Raw genomic sequence first — 20,551 nt, forward strand, 5'->3', positions numbered from 1 at the left:
TCAGCCGGGCTTCACCGGAATTCCAGCCCCTCGAACTCGCCGGACGTGCGCCACTGGTCGATGTACTGGAAGAACGCCACCGGTCCGGCCGGGTAGCCGGCCGAGTTCAGGAGTCCCCGGCGCCCGGGGGACTGGCCTTCGTTGTTGTAGTAGCCGGGGGTGCATTCCTGGTTGTTGCCGAACCGTCGACCGTGCTTCTCGAGCAGGTCGACCCATCGGTCCTCGGCCTCCTGGGTCACCTCGACCTCGTCGGCGCCGACCTCGATTGCGTGGCCGAGAATGTGGGCGATCGTCTCGCCGGCCTCGACCAGGTTGTGCGGCACGTTCGAGATCAGGTTCGCCGCCTGCGACGGGCTGACCACGAACAGGTTCGGGAAGCCGTGCACGTGCATCCCGTGGAACGACAACATGCCGTCCGCCCACTTCTCCGACAGCGTGAGGCCGTTCCGTCCGACCGTGTCGTACCCCGAGCGGCGGGAGTACTCGGTGCCGACCTCGAAGCCCGACGCATAGATGAGGCAGTCGAGCTCGTAGTGCTCACCGTTCGCCCACACGCCCGTCTCGTCGATCCGCTCCACGCCCTTGCCGTCGGTGTCGATCAGGTGGGCGTTCGGCCGGTTGTACGACTGGAGGTACTCGTCGTGGAAACACGGACGCTTGCACAGCTGCCGGTACCACGGCTTGAGCGCCTCGGCGGTGTCCGGATCGCTGATGATCTCGTCGACGCGCGCCCGGATCTCGGCCATCTTCTCGTCGTCGCTGTCCTCGTACGCCTTCAACCACGACGCGGGATCCATCGTGGCGTCGGGGTCGGCGAGCACGCGATCGCGGATGCGTTGGCTGATGTCGGTCCAGCCATCCTTCACCAGGTCTTCGTCGGCGAAGCCACCGGTCTGGAGGATCATGAAGTTCTCGAGCCACTGGCGCTGCCAGCCCGGCTCCAAGGTCGAGAACCAGTCGGGATCGATCTCGTGGTTGTTCCGGATGTCGATCGACGACGGGGTGCGCTGGAACACGAACAACTCGCCGGCGGCCCGGGCGAGGTGCGGCACACATTGCACCGCCGTCGCCCCGGTGCCGATGATGCCGACCCGCTTGTCGGCCAGCCCGGTCATCAGGCCACCCTCGGGATCACCACCCGTGTAGGCGTAGTCCCAACGGCTGGTGTGGAACGCGTGGCCCCCGAACGACTCGATGCCCGGGATGCCGGGGAGCTTCGGACGGTGCAGCGGGCCGGTGCCCATCGCCACGAACTTGGCCCGCATCTCGTCACCGCGGTTGGTGCGGATGACCCACCGCTTCGTGTCGTCCTCCCACTCGAGCGAGGTCACCTCGGTGCCGAGCAGTGCGTTGTCGTACAGGCCGAACGTCTCGGCGATGCGGCGGGTGTGCTCGTAGATCTCCGGACCGTGCGTGTACTTCTCCGACGGCATGTGTCCGGTCTCTTCGAGCAAGGGCAGGTAGATCATCGCCGCGGTGTCGCACTGGGCGCCCGGGTAGCGGTTCCAGTACCAGGTGCCGCCGACGTCGCCGCCCTTCTCGATGATGCGGACGTCGTCGATGCCGGCCTGCACGAGCTTGGCGCCGGTGACGAGCCCGGCGAACCCGCCGCCGATGAAGGCAACGGTGACCTCGTCGTGCAGCGGCTCGCGTTCGGGCAGCTCCGCCCACGGGTCGTCGAGGAAGTGGGCGTAGCGGCCCGTCGGTTCGACGTACTGCTCGTTGCCGTCGGTGCGCAGTCGCTTGTCGCGCTCGGCCCGATACTTGGCGGTCAGTTCGTCTCGCGTCGTCGGTTCACTCGTGGCAGCCACGACCTCATCGTGGCAAAGCCGTTGCGTTCGACAACGATCGGAGCCCACGCGCCCCGGTCCTCAAGCAGCGCACCGTCGCTGCCGATAGACCGATCGTGAAAGTCTTGCGTCGTTCCTCCGGCCGCGTTGCCTGGGTGCTCCTCGTCGGGGTGATGGTCGCCGTCGCCGCGGCGACCCTCCTCGGGTCGTCGGCGTCGACCACCTGGGACAACCCCGAGTTGCTGTTCACCCTCGTGACCGTGACGGCCGCCGCCTGCGTGATCGCCTCGACGATCACCATCGCGCTCGCTGACCAGCGCGAGATGGCCGAGATCGGCCTGCTCGGCACCGCCATGATGGTGACGTCAGTGCTGCCCCTGGTGCACGGCCTCACCACACCAGGCGTGCTCTACGACGACAACGAGGCCTTCCGTACCTCGATGTACCTGGCCCTGCCGGTCGCCGTCATCGTCGCACTGCCCTTGATGCGGCCGATGTCGTCGTTCGGCCGCTGGGCGGCCCGCCGTTGGCGTGACTGGACGCTCCTCTCCCTGCTCGGCGTGTTCGTCCTGGCGTCGATCATCGTGTTCTTCCCCGATCTCGTCACCGTGCCCGGCCCTCACGCCCCCTTCACGATCGCGATGACGGTCATCGTCGTGGCGGCCATGGGGTCGCTCTCGCTCCGCCAGCTGCGGCTGTACGAGCTCGGTCGGAGCCCCGCCAACCTGATCGCGTCCCTGTCGCTCGTCCTGATCTCGATGACGGCGCTGCTCCCCGTCGTCGAGACGGCCTACAGCCCGGGCTTCTGGCTGCTCCACGTGGCCGGCAGCGTCGGCGTGTTCGCCGCCTGCATCTGCATGACCGTCACCCGCCGGATGACGAAGTCGGCGCAGGACATCTTCGCCCCGGTGCTCGCCAGCGATCCGCTGGTGGCGTTCGAACTCGGGCTGAGCCCGGTCGTCCACCAGTTCGTGGCCGATCTCGAGCGCAAGGACCAGATCACCCGCGACCACGTCGTCCGGACCGGCGAACTCGCCATCCGCGTCGGCGAGCGGATGCGGCTGTCGCCCCGCGACCTTCGCAACCTCGGGCTGGCGGCCATGCTGCACGACGTCGGCAAGCTGAACACGCCGAACGCCGTGCTCAAGAAGCCGGCCAGCCTCACGCCGGCCGAGTACGACATCATCAAGCTCCACCCGGCCGACGGTGAGCAGATGCTGGCCGCCGAGCCCTCGCTGGCCGAGGCGGCTCCCATCGTCCGCTCCCACCACGAGCGGATGGACGGTGCCGGCTATCCCGACGGACTGGCCGGGAACGAGATCCCGCTCGCCTCGCGCATCATCGCCGTGTGCGACGCACTCGACGCCATGACGCACGACCGCCCCTACCGCACGGCGATGCCGGTCAGCATGGCGTTCGCGATCCTCCGTGAGCACGCCGGGAGCCAGTGGGACCAGAACGTGGTCACCCAGGTCATGGCGACCCTCCCGGCGATGGCGCCGGCCGGTGCTTTTGTCAGTGTCGGGCGTCCGGACGACCAGTCGCTCACCACCTCCCACGACATCGACGTCTCGCAGGTGCCCGACGACCTCAGCGAGATCCTCGCCGCGGTCGACGCCGAGATCTGACTCGCGACCGGCCGCTCGGCGTCGCGATCAGCCTTCTTCGCGAGGGTGCCACGCATCACCTCCCTGGTCGCGACTAGTTTTCACGGTGTGAAGCGCGCATCGTCCAGCTCGTCATCGATCCAGACGGTCGCCGGCCGGCCGCGCCGTCGCAAAGCGTTCGGCATCGTCGCAGGCGTCTCGGTCGCCGCACTCACGCTCGGAGCGTGCGGCGGTGGCGACGACGAATCCGACGACACGACGCCCGAGACCACGCTCGCTGCGGCGACCACCACGACGCAAGCGGCCGTGACCACCACCACGACCGCCACCGAAACCACACCGGCGGTCCCCGACGAACCCGACTACGTCACCGAGGGTGCGATCGTGATCGTCGCCAACTCCTCCAACGTCGACGGCGGCGCCGGTCGCATGTCCGACCGCCTCGCCGCCGTCGGGTTCGAGATGGGCACCGCCACGAACGGCACCGAAGGCCAGCTCGAGGTCACGAAGATCTACTACGACCCGGCCAACGAGAATGCGCTGCCCGTTGCCGAGTCGTTGCGCGAAGCGCTCGGCGGCGGCGACATCCAGGTCGTCGAAGTCGGCGTCCCGGCCCCCGTCGATTCGGGCGACCCGGGCGACGCGACCGTGATCGTCTCGATGGGCAACGACACCGCCGACAAGACGCTCGAAGAGCTGCAGGGCCGTGCGCCGGCCGAGAGCGACGACACGGGCGACGACAGCGACGGCGGTTCCGACACCACCGAGGCGTCGACCGACACGACCGAGGCGTCGACCGACACGACCGAAGCCGACGGCTGAGCCGGGCCGTCAGCCGGCCAGCTCACGCACCCGCGCCAGCAACACCTCGATCGCCGGCCGGTTCAGGCCGCCCTCGGGAACGATGACGTCTGCATAGCGCTTGCTCGGTTCGATGAACCGTTCGTGGCTCGGCCGGACAGTGGTGAGGTACTGGTCGAGGATGCTCTCCGGAGTGCGGCCGCGTTCGGCGACGTCGCGTTGCAGACGTCGGATGATGCGCAGGTCGGCCGGCGTGTCGACGAAGATCTTCAGGTCGAATCGCTCACGCAACCGCGGTTCCCACAGCACCAGGATTCCCTCGACGACGATCACCTTCGTCGAGTTGACCGTCTCGAAGTCGTCGGACCGATCATGGTTCGTGTAGTCGTAGATCGGCACATCGACCGACGCACCGGCGGAGAGCGCGGCGACGTGATCGTTCAGCAGATCCCAGTCGAACGCATCCGGATGGTCGTAGTTCGCTGCGGCGCGGACCTCGATCGGCTCCTCGGAGCGCGAGTTGTAGTACGAGTCGAGCTTCAGCAACGACAACCGGTCGTCGCCCATCATCTCCGCCAAGCGATGAGCGATCGTGGTCTTGCCGGAGTTCGAACCACCCGCCACACCGATCAGGAACGGTCGGTCCGAGTGGGGCGCTGTGTCGTCGGTGAGCGTCACCCGCTCAACACTAGGGCTCCGGTCGGCGGGCGCTCCACGGCGTGCCCGGTCCGACGTCACCAACAAAGTCGGTGGGGGTGCTTGTAAATGACCCCATCGGAGCGCCAGGCTAGGCGGGTGATCAGTGAGCGGCATCAGGCGATGCTCGAGTTCGAGCGCAACTTCTGGACCTTCGACGAGCCGAAGGAGACCCTGATCCGCGCGCGGTTCAACTGTTCGGCCGACGAGTACTATGCGGAGCTGAACGATCTGCTCGAGACGCCCGAAGCGATGGATCACGACCCACTCGTGGTCCGGCGTCTGCAGCGTCAGCGCCTGCGCCGCCGCCGCGAACGCCTCGACACCGGGACCGACGCCCAGGGAGGCACCCACCGATGAGCGACATGACCGATGCGTCCGGCCAGATGCCCCGCCGCAACCCCCGCGTCAGCGACGGGGGAGCGCCGGTCAGCGGTGCGGTGGCGATCGTGCTCGCGCTCGTGGCGGTCGTCGCCGGCTTCCTGATCCTCAACGCCATCAGCAACGGTGGCGAGGACGCCCTCGACTTCCCGGTCGACTCCTCCAACAGCTCCGGTGACGGCGGCGACGCCGGCACGGCCACCACGGTCGACCCGTCCGCCACGACGGTCGCCACGCTCGCTCCGGCGACGACCGTGCCCGCAATCGTCACCGACGGCGCTTCGGTGCTCGTCGCCAACGCCAACAACGTCGGTGGCTCGGCCGGTCAGATGCAGCGTGCGCTCGAGACCGGCCCCGGCTTCACGGTCGTCGGTGCGGTGAACGCCAGCACGTCGGTCGGCACGCTCGAGACGTCGGTCATCTACTACGAGGAGACCAACGCTCAGGCTCAGCCCGTCGCCGAGTCGCTCGGTGAGGTGCTCGGCGGTGTTACCGACATCTCGCCGATGCCCGACACGCCGCCGACCTCCGACGGCGACCTCATGGGTGCTGACGTGCTGTTGATGTTGGGGAACGACAAGGCCGGCAAGACGCTCGAGGAGCTCAACCCCGACACGGCCACCGGGGGCGCCACCCAGGTCACGAGCCCGCCGGTCGCCGGCGACACCGAAACCACCGAAGGCTGACACCCGCGGTCGGTTGATGTCAGTCGGTTGGGGTCAGACCTCAACCGACCATCTGATGGTCGAGGGCGTCACCGTGCTCGTCGGTTGAGGTCTGACCCCAACCGACGGTTACCAGAGCATCTCGGTTGAGGTCTGACATCAACCGACGGTTACCACAGCAACGGCACGGCGCGTTCGATGCACCATTGCGGTTCGCGCATCGCCCGATCGAGTCCGAACTGGTCGGCGATCGCCACGTGGCGGATGCGGTCACGCACGTCGCTGTCGGCGACACCCACCACGGCGGCGACGTCGACGCCGCATTCGCCGGCGATCTCGGCGACCCCGCCGACGACCTTGCCGTCGAAGCTCTGGGCGTCGAGCCGGCCCTCGCCGGTGATGACGAGGTCGGCCCCTTCGACGTGATCCCACAGGTCGAGCTCGTCGGCGACCAACTCGAACCCGGGCATGAGGGTGCCACCCAGCGCAGCGATCAGTCCGCCGATCCCGCCGGCCGCGCCCGACCCCTCGACGTCGGTGACGTCGATCTCGAACTCGCTGCGGTAGCGCTCGGCCAGCTGCTCCAGCCGGGCGGTCAGCATCCGGATCTGGGCGTTCGTCGCGCCCTTCTGCGGGCCGAACACCCGGGCGGCGTCGGTGAAGACCGTGGTGACGTCGCACGCCGCGACCAGCTCGACTCCTTTCAGGCGAGTCGGTGACCGCAACGCCTGCAGCGCGCCGAGCCCGCCGTCGGTCGTCGCCGAACCACCGAGACCGACGACGATCCGCTTCGCCCCGGCGGTGAGGGCTGCGTCGATCAGTTCGCCCGTGCCGGCGGTGGTCGCGTTCATGGGGTCGTTGCCGTCGGCCCCGCCGGCCAGTTCGAGTCCGCTGGCGAGGGCCATCTCGATGACGGCCGTCCGTCCCGAGAGCCGCCAAGCGGCGTCGATCGGGGTGCCGAGCGGTCCGGTGACGCGTGTGGTGCGGTTGGCGCCGCCCAGCACGTCGAGTAGCCCTTCGCCGCCGTCGGCCATCGGGACTTCGACGCAGTCGTGACCTGCTTCCCAGCAGGCGTGGCCGATCGCCGAGGCCACCTCGGCGGCAGTCGCCGAGCCCCGGAACTTGTCGACGGCCGCCACGACCTTCATGGCACGGACCGTAGCGTCAGGCGAGCGCGGTCACCGCTGCGGCGAGCAACTCGATGTCGTCGCGGTCGCAATAGACCTGTGCGGACACCCGCAGCGTCAGCCGGTCGCCGCCCGCAGCGACCGGGACCTCGATCCGTTGCCGGTCGAGTTCGGTCCGAACCCGCTCGGCGTCGGCCGCGGTGCCGCCGAGCCTCGGCGGCAGCTGCACGGTGACCATCGAGCCGATCATCGACTCGGGTGTGGTGAACGGTGTGTCCCAGGCGTCGGCGAGGAACTGCCCCGACCACCAGGCGAGCTGATGGTTGTACGACATCACGGCCCCTTCGCCGTGGGAGTGGATCAGGTCGATCGCGAACGGCGCCGTCAGGTGCGCTGTCGGGTCGCGGGTGCCGAGCAGGTCGAACTCGGCGGTGAGGCCGTGGTCGAGCCCCCACGAGATCACGGTCGGGTGGAGGTGTGCCCGCTGTTCGGGGGCGGCCCAGAGCACGCCGGAACTGCGGGGCGTCCACGCCCACTTGTGCAGGTTGCCGGTGTACCAATCGACGCCGAGCGATTCGATGTCGAGTCCGATGTTGCCCGGCACGTGCGCGCCGTCGGCGAGCACGAGGGTGCCGTTGCGGTGGCACACCTCGGCGATTTCACGGAGCGGCAGGACGAGAGCCGCCGTCGCCGCCAGGTGGTCGACGACGAGCACCCGGCTCTTCGGGCCGAGCCCGGCTTCGATCCGCTCGACGTACTCGTGCGGCGCGGCGCCCGGCCCGGGGAGTTCGATCGTGCGGATCTCGCAGCCGTTGGTGCGGGCGGCGTACTCGGCGGCGAGGGTGACGCCGCCGTAACCGAGCGAGGTGACGACGATCTCGTCGCCGGCGTCGAAGGGGAACGATCGCAGGACGGCGTTGGCGCCGGTCGTGATGTTCTCGACGAACAGCAGGTCGTCGGCTCGCACGCCGACGAAGGGGGCGACCGCCGCGGCCGCGCGCCTGAGGCGGGACGGTTCGGTCGCCTCGCCCGACGTGTCGGCCAGCTCGCGCAGCATGAAGCGTGCCGGGTGCCGTTCGATCTCCTCGATCAGCCGGAACTGCTCGGCGATCACCGCCTTCGGCGGAGCGCCGACCGTCCCATGGTTGAGGTAGGTGAGGTCGGGGTCGAGGTACCACTGATCGCGCAGGGAGCGTCCGAAACTCGTCACGGCGTCGACCCTAAACCAGAAGGGGTCAGGCACCTTCTGGCGCCGGGAGTCCTGCTCGTCGCGCCGGCTGGCCGCCAGAAGGTGCCTGACCCCTTCTGGTGCGTCAGAGGGTGAGGCCGTGACAGTCGAAGGTGGCGTACTCGGCCACCTCGTCGTAGCTCAGGCCGTCGGCTTCGAAACCCTCGATGCCGGGGGCGCCGCCGAAGGTGATCACCGACACGGGCTCGTAGGTGGCCTCCCACACGGTGTACGTGTCGTCGTCCATCAGCTGGAAGCCGGTCTCGATCACACGACCGTCGACACAGGCGATGCCGGAGCCGTTGCCGATCGAGGCGCCGACCGTCGGGCCGTATTCGCCGCCGCCCTCGGCCATGTAGCGATGGATGCAGCCACCTTCGAGGAAGGTGAAGAAGCCGATTTCCATCGCGTAGGCGCCGCCACCGACGACGGCGACGATCTCGTCTCCGCCGTAGTTGTGGTCGATGTCGGCGACGCCGAGCACCCGGACGCCGTGCACGCCGGCGGCCGGCACGGCGACTTCCGACTCGGACGGGCCGATCCAGCCGCGCAGGAACCAGTTCCCGTCGACCGAGTACGAGACGAGGCGGTCGTCGGGGACGCCGTGGCCGTCGAGGTCGAGCCACAGGTCGCTGCCGATCACGGCGTTGCCGGGGATGGCGGGCAGCGGCCCGCACATCATGTCGTCCTCGGGTGCGGCCAGGTCGTCGACCGGAGCGGGCGGCACCGTGGGTTCGGGTGTCGGTTCGGGTGCGACGAGGTCGTCGACGCCGTCCTCGTGCGGCGGGTCGAGGAGCGGCCGGACGCAGCCGGCGTCGTCGGTTGCGAAGTGCCACACTTCGCCGTGGTCGTCGTTGTCGACGACGGCGAGTTGATCGCCGTCAGGTGTCGGGATCGGATCGGCGAGGTAGCCCCACGTGGTGACGTTGAGGGCCAACGCCTCGGACGTCACCCCGTCCTCGACGACCCGCACCCGCCAGCCGTCCTCCGCGCCGTAGGCCGTGACCTCGTCGTCGGCCTCACCGTCGCCGTCGGTGTCGAACAGCTCGGTCGGCATCGAGTCGGGCAGCGCGGGGAGCGGCCCGTAGGCGCCGCACGGTCCCGGTGTCGCCTCGGGAAGCTCCGCCGGGGGAGCGGTGACCGGTGGCGGATCGGTGGTCGGGGCGACGGTGACGGACGGGCCGACGGTGGTCGGCGGGATCGTCGCGATCGGCGGTGTGGTCGGCGCCGACGTGCTGATCGGTGCCGGCGTCGACGCCGGAGCGTCGGAGGCGGTGGTCTCGGCGGCGCATGCGCCGAGCACGAGGGTGCCGGCGGCGGCGAGGAGGAGTCGGCTGGAAGCGAAGGTGTTGCTCTGCATGCACGTCCAGAGCCGGGCCCACGGACGACCTCGCGCTTTTTCGTCGGAACGATTCGGAGACGTCGGGTGACGATCGTCCGGACCATCGGGAATGAAAACCCGACCAAGTCAGTTATCTTTTGACGTTATGGCAGTCAGCGTTCGCATCCCCACCACCCTCCGCCCGATGGCCGGCGGCAACAAGCTGGTCGAGGTCGAGCCGGGCACCCTCTCCGAGGTTGTCGCCGCGCTCGAGGCCCAGCACCCAGGTTTCGCCGACCGCCTGCTCGACGAGAACGGCGAGCTGCGCAAGTTCGTGAACGTCTTCGTCGACGACGACGACGTCCGCTACCTCGACGGCCTCGGCACCGATGTGAAAGACGGCATCACCGTCTCCATCATCCCCGCCGTCGCCGGCGGCTGAGCCGGGCCAGATCGCCCGCTCGCGTCGTTCCGCCTCACCGTCACGTCTGCGTTTCGCGGACTCGGTCCGGCACCAGTCGGGACCGACGAGCCCGCTGTGGTCGCGGCCCGCGTCGTGGTCGATGCATCGGGCGGCAAGTCCCCACGCTGCGCAGTGGTCCTTTAGCAGTCTCGGTTGTAGAGTGCTAGCGCTCGCTGCCTGCGAGTGCTAGCCAGCTCTCATCATCTCGTCCAACGGAGGACACATCGATGCCGAAGCAGATTGCGTTCGATCAAGAGGCCCGGCGCGGTCTCGAAGCGGGCATGAACAAGCTCGCCGACGCGGTGCGCGTCACCCTCGGCCCCAAGGGCCGCAACGTCGTACTCGACAAGAAGTGGGGTGCCCCCACGATCACCAACGACGGTGTCTCGATCGCCAAGGAGATCGAGCTCGACGATCCCTACGAGCAGATCGGCGCATCGCTCGTCAAGGAAGTCGCCAAGAAGACCGACGACGTCGCCGGTGACGGCACCACCACCGCCACCGTTCTCGCCTGGGCCATGGTCCGCGAGGGGCTCCGCAACGTGGCTGCCGGCGCCAACCCGATGAGCCTCAAGAAGGGCATCGAGGCCGCCGTCGCCGCTGCGGTCGACTCGATCCAGGGCCTGTCGACCGACGTCGACTCGAAGGAGCAGATCGCCCAGGTCGCCGCCATCTCCGCCGCCGACGCCGAGATCGGTGAGCTGATCTCCGACGCGATCGACAAGGTCGGCAAGGACGGCGTCATCACCGTCGAGGAGAGCCAGACCTTCGGCATGGGCATCGACTTCGTCGAGGGCATGCGGTTCGACAAGGGCTACATCTCGCCCTACTTCGTCACCGACACCGACCGGATGGAGGTGTCGCTCGACGACCCGTACATCCTCCTCGTCTCGTCGAAGATCACGTCGGTCCGCGACCTCGTCCCGGTGCTCGAGAAGGTCATGCAGTCGGGCAAGGCGCTCGTCATCGTCTCCGAAGACATCGAGGGTGAGGCGCTCGCCACGCTCGTCGTCAACAAGATCCGTGGCACGTTCCAGTCGGCCGCCGTCAAGGCACCCGGCTTCGGTGAGCGTCGCAAGGCCATGCTGCAGGACATCGCCACCCTCACTGGTGGTCAGGTCATCAGCGAAGACGTCGGCCTCAAGCTCGAGGCGACCACGCTCGACCTGCTCGGCACCGCGAAGCGTGTCGTCATCACCAAGGACGAGACGACGATCATCGAGGGCGCCGGCGACGAAGGCGACATCGCCGGTCGCATCAGCCAGATCAAGTCCGAGATCGAGAACACCGACTCCGACTACGACCGCGAGAAGCTCCAGGAGCGCCTCGCCAAGCTGACCGGCGGCGTCGCCGTCCTCAAGGTCGGTGCGGCCACCGAGGTCGAGCTCAAGGAGAAGAAGCACCGCATCGAAGACGCGGTCAGCACCACCAAGGCCGCCATCGAAGAGGGCGTCGTGCCCGGCGGTGGCGTTGCGCTGGTTCGCTCGCTCGACGCCGTCGAGGCCGCCGCCAAGGCGCTCGAGGGTGACGAGGCGACCGGTGCCCGCATGGTCGCCAAGTCGCTGACGGCCCCGCTGAAGCAGATCGCCGAGAACGCCGGCATGGAAGGCGGCGTGGTCATCAACCGCGTGCGTGAGCTGAGCGGCAACGAGGGTCTGAACGCCGCCACCGGCGTCTACGAAGACCTCGTGCAGATCGGCGTCATCGACGCCGCCAAGGTGACCCGCTCTGCGCTGCAGAACGCTGCGTCGATCGCGGCCCTGTTCCTCACCACCGAGGCCATCGTCGCCGACAAGCCCGAAGACGACGACCACGGCCACGGTCACGATCACGACTTCTGATCACTGATCTACCCCGCATGTGAACGAGCCCGGGCTCCGGCCCGGGCTCGTCCGCGTACGTGCTCAGAGGCCGGGGTTCATCTCGTCGATGCAGTCGTTCCGCCCGCTGCCGATGCCGGTGACCGTGTCGTCGTCGATGAGCACCGTCAGGGGCAGTACACCATTGACGGTCACTCGGTTCGGCTGCTCGTCGATCATCCCGGAATCAACGGGGATCGCCGGAAGGACCCGATCGCGGGCCGTTCCGACGCCGACTTCGGACGACCATCCGACACCGGACGCCTCGGTGCTCGTCGGGCGATTGCCGAGCGGCGCGAACGCGGCGTCAGGGTCACCAACGCTCCAACCGGAGACGGTCGCGTCGTCGGACCCGTCTCCCTCGATAGTCATCCGGAAGTCGCCCCACCACAGGGTTCGATAGGCGGCTTGTCCCGTGCACGCCCACACATCGGGCATCGACTGCCAACCGCTGTCGAACGAGGGCTCGCCGATGTCTGCGGAGAGGCGGTCGACCAAGGCGGGGACGAACACCTGGTCGCCGAACGACCATCCGAATGCGGAGCGCTGGGCGACGTCCACTACGCTCTCGGGAGCGATGCCCATAGGTGTCGTCGTCGGCGGCTGGGTCGGCTCGCCGGTGCTCTCGAGCGATACGGCGTCGGTGGGGCGGGCCCATTGGTAGCTGCCGGAGAAGGTCTCGTCACCGCGGTGCAGCGAGCCGTCCTCACCCACCCAGACAACCGGGTTGCCTGGTCGGTACCAGATCGAGCGTGCGGACTCGCCGACGCCGGACGGGTCGCCACTCGCCGCAGTGCTGCCGGAGATCACCCCGTCGGGTCGGAACTCGACCGAGATTGCGTTCGTTTCCCCCGGAACGTGGATCGCAAAGTGATCGTCGTCGACGACACCAGCGAACCGGACGATGGGGTGTTCGATCGGCGTGGCGTTCTCGCCGGCAGGGAGCATCTCGTTGACGTCGAGCGGCTCCCCGACTTCGACGACCTGACCGTTCACGACCATCGGGATGGCGATCCAGCGCGGTGTGCCGTCGTCGTCGAGCCTGGTGCCCAGGGCGACCACCCGCGTGGGATCGAGCCACATCGTGTCAGCGGGGCTGTAGGTCCCGACCTCGGGCGCGAACTCGGGGAGCGCGAGATCGAAGCCGGTCGTGAGATCGGTGATCGTGAGTGCTGGTCCCTGGATCACACCGATCGCCAGGTAGCGGTCGTCAGGGCTGAACGCGGGCGCGTACCCAAATGCGACCGACTCGGTCCCGAAATCGGTCGGTGACCCGCTCAGGATCGACCCGGCGATCGGTTCGCAGCACATCCCGACGAAGGCGGTGTGGCCCGCAGGTCGCAGAGCCACGCTGTCGACCACGTTCGGTCCGGGGCCTTCCTCGGGAGCGGGCTGGTCCGGATCCGGCCCGTCGAGCACGACGAACGGATCGGCGTCCGTCGGGACGAGGACGGCATCACCGTTGTCGTCGAGTGCCGCGATCACCGTGAGCGGTGCCGTCGGGACGGTCGACGTCGGGTCGGTCGCCGCGGTGGGAATCGTCGAGGTCGGGTCGTCGGGGACCGACGTGGCGACGACCTCGGTCGTGGGGACCGTCGTGTCGCTCGACGGCACCGTGGGACCGGTGGATTCGACGGTGGTGGTCGGCGCAGGTGTGTCGACCGGTTGGATCGCATCGTCGTCGTTGCCGGGCAAGACCAGCAGAGCGATCACTGCCGCGGCGACCAGTCCGATCGTGCCGCCGGCGATCCATCGTCGGCGTGCGGGGTGGCGATCGTCGGTGGGTCGTGGCATCTGCAGCATCTCCTCGACGTAAGGCGGCGTCGGAGCGTCGTCCGCGGCGTCGCCGACGAGTCGTCGGAGTCGGGTCTCGAAGGGATCGTTCGGCTCAGACATCGAGCACCTCCCTGAGCTTCGACCGGGCACGGGACAGCTGCTTCTTGACGGTGCCGGATCGAACACCGAGCAGCTCGGCGACCTCGCCCGGTGGGAGGTCGCACCAATAGGTGAGGAACACGGCAGCGCGCTGCTGATCGGTGAGGACCGAGAGCGACCGTCGTGCGTCGATCGCGATCTGCGACTCGGCGACCCCGGGTGGGGGAGCGAGACGCAGCCGTTCGTGAGCGTCGCGCTCCTCCCGTGCCTGCCGTCGATCCCGACTCCGACCGAGATCGACTGCGCGGTGGTACACCGCACGGAACAGGTAGGCGCGCAGGTGCTCGATGTCGCGATCGGACTCGGACTCGAACACCGTCAGGAACGCGTCGGTGACGACATCGCCGGCACGTTCGGGGCCGACCATCGCGGTCGCATAGCGGACGAGTTCGTCCGCATGAGCCCGGTAGGCCTCCTCGAGTCGTGTCGCCGTCATCGTCACACCCTTGAGACGGCACCGAAGCCGGTCGTGGGTGACGTCATGGTGAAGATTTCTCGGACTGGTTCGTCGCGGCGAGCGCTTCGTCCAGGTAGCGGAGCGACCAGAGGACCATCAGCCAGGCGACGAACCCGAGGCCGGCGGCGGCGAGGTACGACCATCGGATTCCGGCCGTTTCGGCGATGACGCCGCCGAGGACGGCCCCGACCGGGCCGGCGCTCATCCCGAACATCCGCCACGTCGCCACGACCCGGCCGAGGAGTGGTTCGGGGATGACCGATTGTCGGATCGACTGCGCCGGGACGTTGAAGCAGGCGATGGCGAAGCTCGCCAGTCCGAACGCGACCGACACCATCCACGCCGACGTCGCCACGGCGTTGATCAGGTAGCTCAGGATCAGCGGCGGCTGCAGCGAGCCCAACAGCCGTCGTCGACCGACCAGCTCCGTGAGCCGGGGTGCGGTGAGTGCTCCGACCAGACCGAGGACTGCGCCGACGGCGAGCACGACGCCGTACATGGCCGGGTCGGTGTCGAGTTCGTCGACCACGAGGATCACGAGCACCCCGAACGCCATGTTCCCGGCGAGGTTCGACGTCGTGATCGTGACCATCATCGAGCGCAGGAAGCGATGGTGCGCCAAGAACCGGATACCGTCGGCGATGTCGGCCCGCACGGTCGTCGTCCGAGTGCGTTCGCCCTGGAGGGGCCGACGCACCGTGGCGAGGAGCACGCCGCCCAGGAGGAACGTCGCACTGTCGACCAGGAACGGCAGCTCGGCCACGGCGGCGAAGAGCACGGCGCCCAACGCGAGCCCGATCATCTCGTCGAACACGATCAGCGACGTGATCAGCCTGGCGTTCGCCCGTTCGAGCTGTTCACGCCCGACGAGCAACGGTACGGCCGACTGTGAACTCGTGTCGACGATGACCTCGGCCGACCCGATGCCGAGCGCGACGACAATGACGGCGAGCACGGTCGCCTGGTCGGCGGCGACCAGCAAGGCGAGGCCGAGCACCAGCACGGCCCGGAACACCTGGCCCGAGATCATGAGCGTGCGACGGTCGCCACGGTCGACGAGCGCTCCGCCGATCGGACCGAGCACCGCCCACGGCAGCAGGCTCGACGCACTCACGAGCCCGATCAGCCGGGCGTCGTCGGTGAGTGTGAGCGCCAGGAGCGGCAGCGCCGACAAGCGGATGCCGTCGCCGAGGTTGGAGACGGTGGCGGCAGCCCAGAACCGGTCGAAGTCCCGTCCCAGCCGCACGAACCTCACTCGTCGACCAGCTTCGCGACGATGCGTTCGAGGGTGCCGAGGGCTCTGGTGGTGACGGGCTGGTCGGCGATGCGCTGGATGCGTCCACCCGGGTCGTTCGGCTGGCGGTCGGGCCATGCCCTCGTGACGCTGAACAGCTCGCGTGGTCCGGCGGCGAACACCGACCAGTCACCGTTGGTCGCCTCGACGGGCAACTCGATCGATGGCGGCACCTCGTCGCCGAAGAACGTGACGAGCCGTGCGTACACCTCGTCGAACGGTTCGGTGGCGAACGGGTCGCTGTCGAGCAATCCCTCCAGCTCGTCGAGGCTGCGCACGAACAGCGGCGTCTCCCGGCCGAGCAGCTCGTGCAGATCGGCCTCGACGGCAGCGCTCACCGCTGCTGCATCGTCGGCACGGAACGACACGTTGCCGGTGCTGATGTACGACGTCGCTTCGGTGGCGCCCGCCCGCTCGAACATGTCGAGCAGCACGGTGCGGTGGAGGCCCTCTCGTCCGATCATCACGGCGCGCACGAACGCGACGTGGATCGGCGGCACGTCAGTCGCCGTCGACGAGCTCGTCGACGGCATCGGCCACATCGTCGAGGATCGTGTCGTCGAAGACGGTGTCGTCGACGGTCGCCTCGTCGATCCCGAGCCACACGAGCACCCCGCCGAACGATGCGATCAGCGGCACGATGACGAACACCCACAGCTGTCCGAGGGCGTTCGGGTCGGTGTCGGCGAAGATCGCGGCACCGATGCTGCGAGCCGGGTTGGCGCCGAAGCCGGAGATCGGCAGGAGGAACAGGGCACCGACGGTCACGGCGAGGCCGGTGAACGCGGCGACGGCCGACTCGGGGAGTTCCTGGTTGATCGACGACAGCAGCACGATCGTGATGACGATGCCGATCACGAGCTCGGCCGCGATCACCGTGCCGAGCGTCGAGTAGCCGGTCAGCTGGAGGCCCACCTCGCTGGTCGGCTCCCACCCGTTGCTCCCCGCACGGAAACGCACGGCGTCGTTCATCCCCCAGATGAGGGCGGCGCCGGCGATGCCGCCGAGCACCTGACCGATCAGGTCGGTGACGAGCTGGTGCCCAGTGATGCCGCGGGCGAAGAACAGCGCGAGCGAGAACATCGGGTTCGCGACGGCGCCGATCACGCCGATCGACAGGGCGGTGGCGGCGCCGAACCCGATCGCGACACCGAGCGTGCCGACGGCGTCGCCGCCCAGCACGAGCAAGCCGGGCCCGGCCAGCATCACGAAGACGGTGCCGACGAACTCGGCGAACACATTCCGGAGGTCGACCGAATCGCCCATCGTCGGCGAGCGTAGCCTGACCCCGTGATCGCCCTCGTGACCTGCGCCGACGCCCGCGACCTCGACACCGACCTGCCGCTCTTGCTCGCCGAACTCGGCGACGACGCAGCCGTCGTCGTGTGGGACGACCCCACCGTCGACTGGTCGACCTTCGACGCGGTGGTCATCCGGTCGGCGTGGGACTATCCCGGCCGACGCGACGAGTTCCTCGCCTGGGCTCGGGGTGTCTCGGCAATCACCTCGCTGTGGAACCCCGTCGAGGTGCTCGAGTGGAACACCGACAAGCGCTACCTCGACCGTCTCGCCGCCGAGGGCGTCGCCACCGTTCCGACGACGTTCGTCGTGCCCGGCGAGTCGCCGGCACCCGACGTACTCGCCGGCGACATCGTGGTCAAGCCGACCGTGGGTGGCGGCTCGAAGGGCGTCCGGCGCGTCACCGACGATGCGGCGGCGGCCGCAGCCCACGTCGCGGCGCTCCACGCCGACGGCTACGTCGCGATGATCCAGCCGTATCGGGCGAACATCGACGCCGACGGCGAGACGGGGCTCGTCTATCTCGGCGGTGAGTACAGCCATGCGTTCGAGAAGTCGGCGATCCTCGCGGCGCCCGTCGAATGGGAGGGCACGCTCTACGTGAAGGAGACGATCGTTGCTCGCACGCCGACGGCGGAACAGCGCGCCCTCGCCGATCGCATCGTCGCCCGCCTGCCGCCGACCGCGTACGCCCGCATCGACCTCGTCCCGGGTACCGACGGGCCGGAACTGCTCGAACTCGAGCTGACCGAGCCGTCGCTCTTCCTCGATACCGACCCGAGCGCCCCGGCGCGGGCCGCCGCAGCGTTCCGTAGCCTGGCCTCGTGAGCCGTCGACGCACCGAGCGCCTGATCGTCACCAAGGTGACGGCCGACGGTGCCCGGCGCGGTCCCGACCGGTTGATCGTCGAGGAGCCGATGACGATCCAGCTCGACGGCACCACGGTCAGCACGACGATGCGAACGCCCGGCCATGATTTCGAACTGGCCGTCGGGTTCTGCCACACCGAGGGGTTGCTCGGCGGGGCACCCGTCGAGGCGATCAAGTACTGCGGCACCGGTAGCGCGGTCGAGACCGAGTTCAACGTCGTGTCGGTCGACACGCTCGGCCGGGCGCCCGTACCGACGCCCCGTCTCGGCACCACATCATCGAGCTGTGGGTGGTGCGGCAGCGACCAGATCGACGAGCTGACCGAGCGTCTCACGCCACTCCAGCCGACCGAGCCGTTCGCCCTCGACGTGCTGGCCGGCGTCCCCGACTCCGTACGTGAGCAGCAGGAGTTGTTCGGCGACACCGGAGCGGTGCACGCCGCCGCCGTGTTCGATCACAGCGGCGCCGTGCGGCTCGTACGCGAAGACGTCGGGCGCCACAACGCCGTCGACAAGGTGGTCGGCGCGATGCTGCTCGCCGGCGACCTGCCCGCCCGTGATCTCGGGCTGTTCGTCAGCGGTCGGGCGAGCGTCGAGATGGTGCAGAAGGCGTGGGCTGCCGGTTTCGCCGCCGTCGTCGCAGTGAGCGCCCCGACGGCCTTGGCCGTCTCAGCAGCGCGGCGCGCCAACCTCGTGCTGGCCGGCTTCGTCACCGGCGACACCTTCAACGTCTACAGCCCCGAACGTCTCTGACCCAGCCGGGCAACGCACCAATTCAAGGTCAGGTGATCGCCGGTAACGGCTCGTTTCTGGCCGTCACCGCTGACACCTGACCCAAGCCGTCTGCGGCCCGCGGCCGGTGGGTCAGAGGACTTCGGTGATGTCGGCGAGGTAGCCGACGTAGAAGTCGCCGAACTCGCCGTAGATCGACGAGGCCTGATCGAAGCGAAGGGTGTAGACGACGTCCTTGATCGCCTCGAGGTTCTCGCCGAACAGGGTGACGCCCCACTCGTGCTCGTCGAGGCCGGTCGAGCCGGTGATGAGCTGCACGATTCGGCCGGCGAACTTGCGCCCGCTCGAGCCGTGCTCGTACATCATCTCCTTGCGCTCCTCGTACCCGGTCGCGTACCAGTTGGCGTGGGCCTCGCGCCGCTTGCTCATCGGGTAGAAGCAGAACGCAGGCTTTCCCTCGGGCGGAAGCTGCGGGTAGAGCCGGGCGTTGAGCATCTCTTCGGGAAGACCGGGTGCGTACTCGCTGACCTCGGTGATCGACAGGTACGAGTCGGTCACCTCGAGGCCCGCCTTCTGCAGCCCGGTCTGGAGGTGACGTAGCGTGGTGACGTCGGGCGACAGGCCCATCACGGCGATGTCGCCCTTGTGGCCGAGCATCGCTGCGGTGACGACCTGGCAGTCGTGTTCGCGCGCCCACTCGATCGTGGCCTTCGCTCCGTCGACGTCGACCGAGCGGCCGTCTGCCGGAGGGCTGAGGAACAGATGCAGGACGCACACGCCGGTTTCCATACGCATGCCCCCGAGCCTACGGGTCACTCGGGTCGGGTGTCGGAGGGAACGGCGACGGAGTCGACGTTTCCGGAGGTCACCCGACCCGGGAACAGGGTTGGGCATCAGCGTCGGGTCGGGTGATCTCCCGAAACGCCTCGGCTGCGCCTCGCCGTTCCGTCCGACACCCGACCCGTTGGGGGTGCTGCGCCTCGCCGTTCCGTTCCACACCCGACCCGTTGGGGGTGCTGCGCCTCGCCGTTCCGTCCGACACCCGACCCGTTGGGGGTGCTGCGCCTCGCCGTTCCGTTCCACACCCGACCCGTTGGGGGTGCTGCGCCTCGCCGTTCCGTCCGACACCCGACCCGTTGGGGGTGCTGCGCCTCGCCGTTCCGTTCCACACCCGACCCGTTGGGGGTGCTGCGCCTCGCCGATCCGTCCGACACCCGACCCGTTGGTCGGGTCGGTCGGACCCCCCAAGAAGTTGGGATGTCCGGCTCGTGGGGCCTGTGGCAGGTTGGCGGAAGGCGGCGATGGATCCCGAGGAGAGTGGTATGCGAGGTGGAGTGCGGGGACGGCGAGTCGTCGCCGGTCGGGTGATGGCCACGGCACTGGTGGTCACGGTGGCGGCGTGCTCGACCGGTGACGACGATGCCGACGAACCCGGCGACGCCGACACCGCGGTCGTGGCCGACACGACGAGCCCGGCCGACGACGGGTCGCAGCCGGTCGATGAACCGGCAGACGCCGCCGAGCCGGCCGTCGAGAGCGACGAGGCGATAACCGAGTCCGAAGCCGAGCCGGAAGCGGAAGCCGCAACCGACGCGGCGCCTGCGCAGCTGCAGGCCCTCGCCGCAGACGCTCAGGCGTTGTGCGACGCACTCGACCAGGACGAGATCCGCAGCATCGTCGGCGACTTCGTCGAGCTGCGGCCCGACGACCTCTTCCAGGACGATCGGAACCTCTGCCAGGTGTACGGCGATCGATTCGCGATCGCCGGCGTCTGGGTGTTCGCCGACCGAAGCGAACAGGAGTCGCTGCACGAGTTCGCGGCGAATCCCTTCTCGCCGTGCGAGGTGGGCGGTTACGCGAGCCTCTGTCAGACACACACCGGGGATCCGGAGTCGTTCAACGGTTGGCCGACGGTGATGGTCGGGGTCGGCACGATGGCCGTCGAAGCCGACGCGCCGGACCCGGCGGTCGCCCAGCAGCTGGCCGAAGCGGTGCTCGACGACCTCGGCGCCCCGTAGCGACCTCCG

Annotated in this window: 20 protein-coding genes; 9 read left to right on the plus strand and 11 right to left on the minus strand. The window is 68.8% G+C overall.

Features of this window, described 5'->3' with window-relative positions:
* Nucleotides 1–11: 11 nt before the first annotated feature.
* Nucleotides 12–1,811 (minus strand): flavin-containing monooxygenase, encoded by a 1,800-nt coding sequence (locus tag BDK89_RS01895; RefSeq protein WP_133867343.1) that lies wholly within the window; start codon nt 1,809–1,811, stop codon nt 12–14.
* A gap of 104 nt (nt 1,812–1,915) precedes the next feature.
* On the opposite strand from BDK89_RS01895, the gene BDK89_RS01900 reads away from it, so the two are divergent.
* The gene (locus BDK89_RS01900; RefSeq protein ID WP_133867344.1) at nt 1,916–3,418 is read left to right on the plus strand and encodes an HD-GYP domain-containing protein; all 1,503 of its coding nucleotides are present in this window, start codon (nt 1,916–1,918) and stop codon (nt 3,416–3,418) included.
* 87 nt (nt 3,419–3,505) lie between these two features.
* Complete coding sequence (locus BDK89_RS01905; protein ID WP_133867345.1) at nt 3,506–4,219, plus strand: LytR C-terminal domain-containing protein; 714 nt, start codon at nt 3,506–3,508, stop codon at nt 4,217–4,219.
* 9 nt (nt 4,220–4,228) lie between these two features.
* Here the strand turns inward: BDK89_RS01905 and udk are convergent, their stop codons facing one another.
* Nucleotides 4,229–4,876 carry a uridine kinase gene (gene udk / locus BDK89_RS01910; RefSeq protein WP_243839069.1) on the minus strand — a complete coding sequence of 216 codons (648 nt, stop codon included), beginning with the start codon at nt 4,874–4,876 and terminating at the stop codon, nt 4,229–4,231.
* Nucleotides 4,877–4,993: 117 nt separating this feature from the next.
* Between udk and BDK89_RS01915 the strand changes: the two genes are divergently transcribed.
* A complete protein-coding gene (locus BDK89_RS01915) occupies nt 4,994–5,254 on the plus strand; it encodes a DUF3263 domain-containing protein (protein WP_208293928.1) in 261 nt (86 codons plus the stop codon).
* Nucleotides 5,251–5,961, plus strand: a complete 711-nt coding sequence (locus BDK89_RS01920) for a LytR C-terminal domain-containing protein (RefSeq protein WP_133867348.1) — start codon at nt 5,251–5,253, stop codon at nt 5,959–5,961. Before BDK89_RS01915 ends, BDK89_RS01920 begins: the two co-directional genes overlap by 4 nt.
* 149 nt (nt 5,962–6,110) lie before the next feature.
* On the opposite strand, the gene BDK89_RS01925 is transcribed toward BDK89_RS01920, so the two are convergent.
* The 3 genes from BDK89_RS01925 to BDK89_RS01935 form a co-directional block, all read right to left on the minus strand.
* On the minus strand, nt 6,111–7,088 hold the full coding sequence (locus BDK89_RS01925; RefSeq protein ID WP_133867349.1) for a glycerate kinase family protein: 978 nt from the start codon (nt 7,086–7,088) through the stop codon (nt 6,111–6,113).
* A gap of 16 nt (nt 7,089–7,104) precedes the next feature.
* Nucleotides 7,105–8,277, minus strand: a complete 1,173-nt coding sequence (locus BDK89_RS01930; RefSeq protein WP_208293929.1) for an aminotransferase class V-fold PLP-dependent enzyme — start codon at nt 8,275–8,277, stop codon at nt 7,105–7,107.
* 103 nt (nt 8,278–8,380) lie between these two features.
* Nucleotides 8,381–9,655, minus strand: coding sequence for a hypothetical protein (locus BDK89_RS01935; protein ID WP_133867351.1), 1,275 nt, complete (start codon nt 9,653–9,655; stop codon nt 8,381–8,383).
* A 127-nt stretch (nt 9,656–9,782) separates the two neighbouring features.
* Here BDK89_RS01935 and BDK89_RS01940 point away from each other — a divergent pair, with 127 nt between their 5' ends.
* The gene (locus tag BDK89_RS01940) at nt 9,783–10,058 is read left to right on the plus strand and encodes a ubiquitin-like small modifier protein 1 (RefSeq protein ID WP_133867352.1); all 276 of its coding nucleotides are present in this window, start codon (nt 9,783–9,785) and stop codon (nt 10,056–10,058) included.
* Between the two features lie 248 nt (nt 10,059–10,306).
* A complete protein-coding gene (gene groL / locus BDK89_RS01945) occupies nt 10,307–11,920 on the plus strand; it encodes a chaperonin GroEL (protein WP_133867353.1) in 1,614 nt (537 codons plus the stop codon).
* Nucleotides 11,921–11,983: 63 nt separating this feature from the next.
* On the opposite strand, the gene BDK89_RS01950 is transcribed toward groL, so the two are convergent.
* From BDK89_RS01950 to BDK89_RS01970, 5 genes are read right to left on the minus strand one after another with little or no spacing between them, the layout of a single operon-like run.
* Nucleotides 11,984–13,834, minus strand: coding sequence for a hypothetical protein (locus tag BDK89_RS01950; protein WP_133867354.1), 1,851 nt, complete (start codon nt 13,832–13,834; stop codon nt 11,984–11,986).
* A complete protein-coding gene (locus BDK89_RS01955; RefSeq protein WP_133867355.1) occupies nt 13,827–14,309 on the minus strand; it encodes an RNA polymerase sigma factor in 483 nt (160 codons plus the stop codon). Before BDK89_RS01955 ends, BDK89_RS01950 begins: the two co-directional genes overlap by 8 nt.
* 43 nt (nt 14,310–14,352) lie before the next feature.
* Entirely contained in the window at nt 14,353–15,576 is a 1,224-nt protein-coding gene (locus BDK89_RS01960) for an MFS transporter (RefSeq protein WP_166657307.1), read from the minus strand.
* A gap of 5 nt (nt 15,577–15,581) precedes the next feature.
* On the minus strand, nt 15,582–16,157 hold the full coding sequence (locus BDK89_RS01965) for a DUF1697 domain-containing protein (protein WP_166657308.1): 576 nt from the start codon (nt 16,155–16,157) through the stop codon (nt 15,582–15,584).
* A complete protein-coding gene (locus BDK89_RS01970; protein ID WP_133867358.1) occupies nt 16,126–16,890 on the minus strand; it encodes an MIP/aquaporin family protein in 765 nt (254 codons plus the stop codon). Before BDK89_RS01970 ends, BDK89_RS01965 begins: the two co-directional genes overlap by 32 nt.
* 24 nt (nt 16,891–16,914) lie before the next feature.
* On the opposite strand from BDK89_RS01970, the gene BDK89_RS01975 reads away from it, so the two are divergent.
* Both BDK89_RS01975 and fdhD read left to right on the plus strand, forming a co-directional pair.
* Nucleotides 16,915–17,751 (plus strand): ATP-grasp domain-containing protein, encoded by an 837-nt coding sequence (locus tag BDK89_RS01975; protein ID WP_133867359.1) that lies wholly within the window; start codon nt 16,915–16,917, stop codon nt 17,749–17,751.
* On the plus strand, nt 17,748–18,545 hold the full coding sequence (gene fdhD / locus BDK89_RS01980; protein ID WP_133867360.1) for a formate dehydrogenase accessory sulfurtransferase FdhD: 798 nt from the start codon (nt 17,748–17,750) through the stop codon (nt 18,543–18,545). Before BDK89_RS01975 ends, fdhD begins: the two co-directional genes overlap by 4 nt.
* A 111-nt stretch (nt 18,546–18,656) precedes the next feature.
* Here fdhD and BDK89_RS01985 read toward each other — a convergent pair whose 3' ends face one another.
* Nucleotides 18,657–19,319, minus strand: a complete 663-nt coding sequence (locus BDK89_RS01985) for a chlorite dismutase family protein (protein ID WP_133867361.1) — start codon at nt 19,317–19,319, stop codon at nt 18,657–18,659.
* 527 nt (nt 19,320–19,846) lie between these two features.
* On the opposite strand from BDK89_RS01985, the gene BDK89_RS01990 reads away from it, so the two are divergent.
* The gene (locus BDK89_RS01990) at nt 19,847–20,542 is read left to right on the plus strand and encodes a hypothetical protein (RefSeq protein ID WP_166657309.1); all 696 of its coding nucleotides are present in this window, start codon (nt 19,847–19,849) and stop codon (nt 20,540–20,542) included.
* Nucleotides 20,543–20,551: the final 9 nt, after the last annotated feature.

It is taken from the genome of Ilumatobacter fluminis, from assembly GCF_004364865.1.
Classification (GTDB): Bacteria; Actinomycetota; Acidimicrobiia; order Acidimicrobiales; family Ilumatobacteraceae; genus Ilumatobacter; species Ilumatobacter fluminis.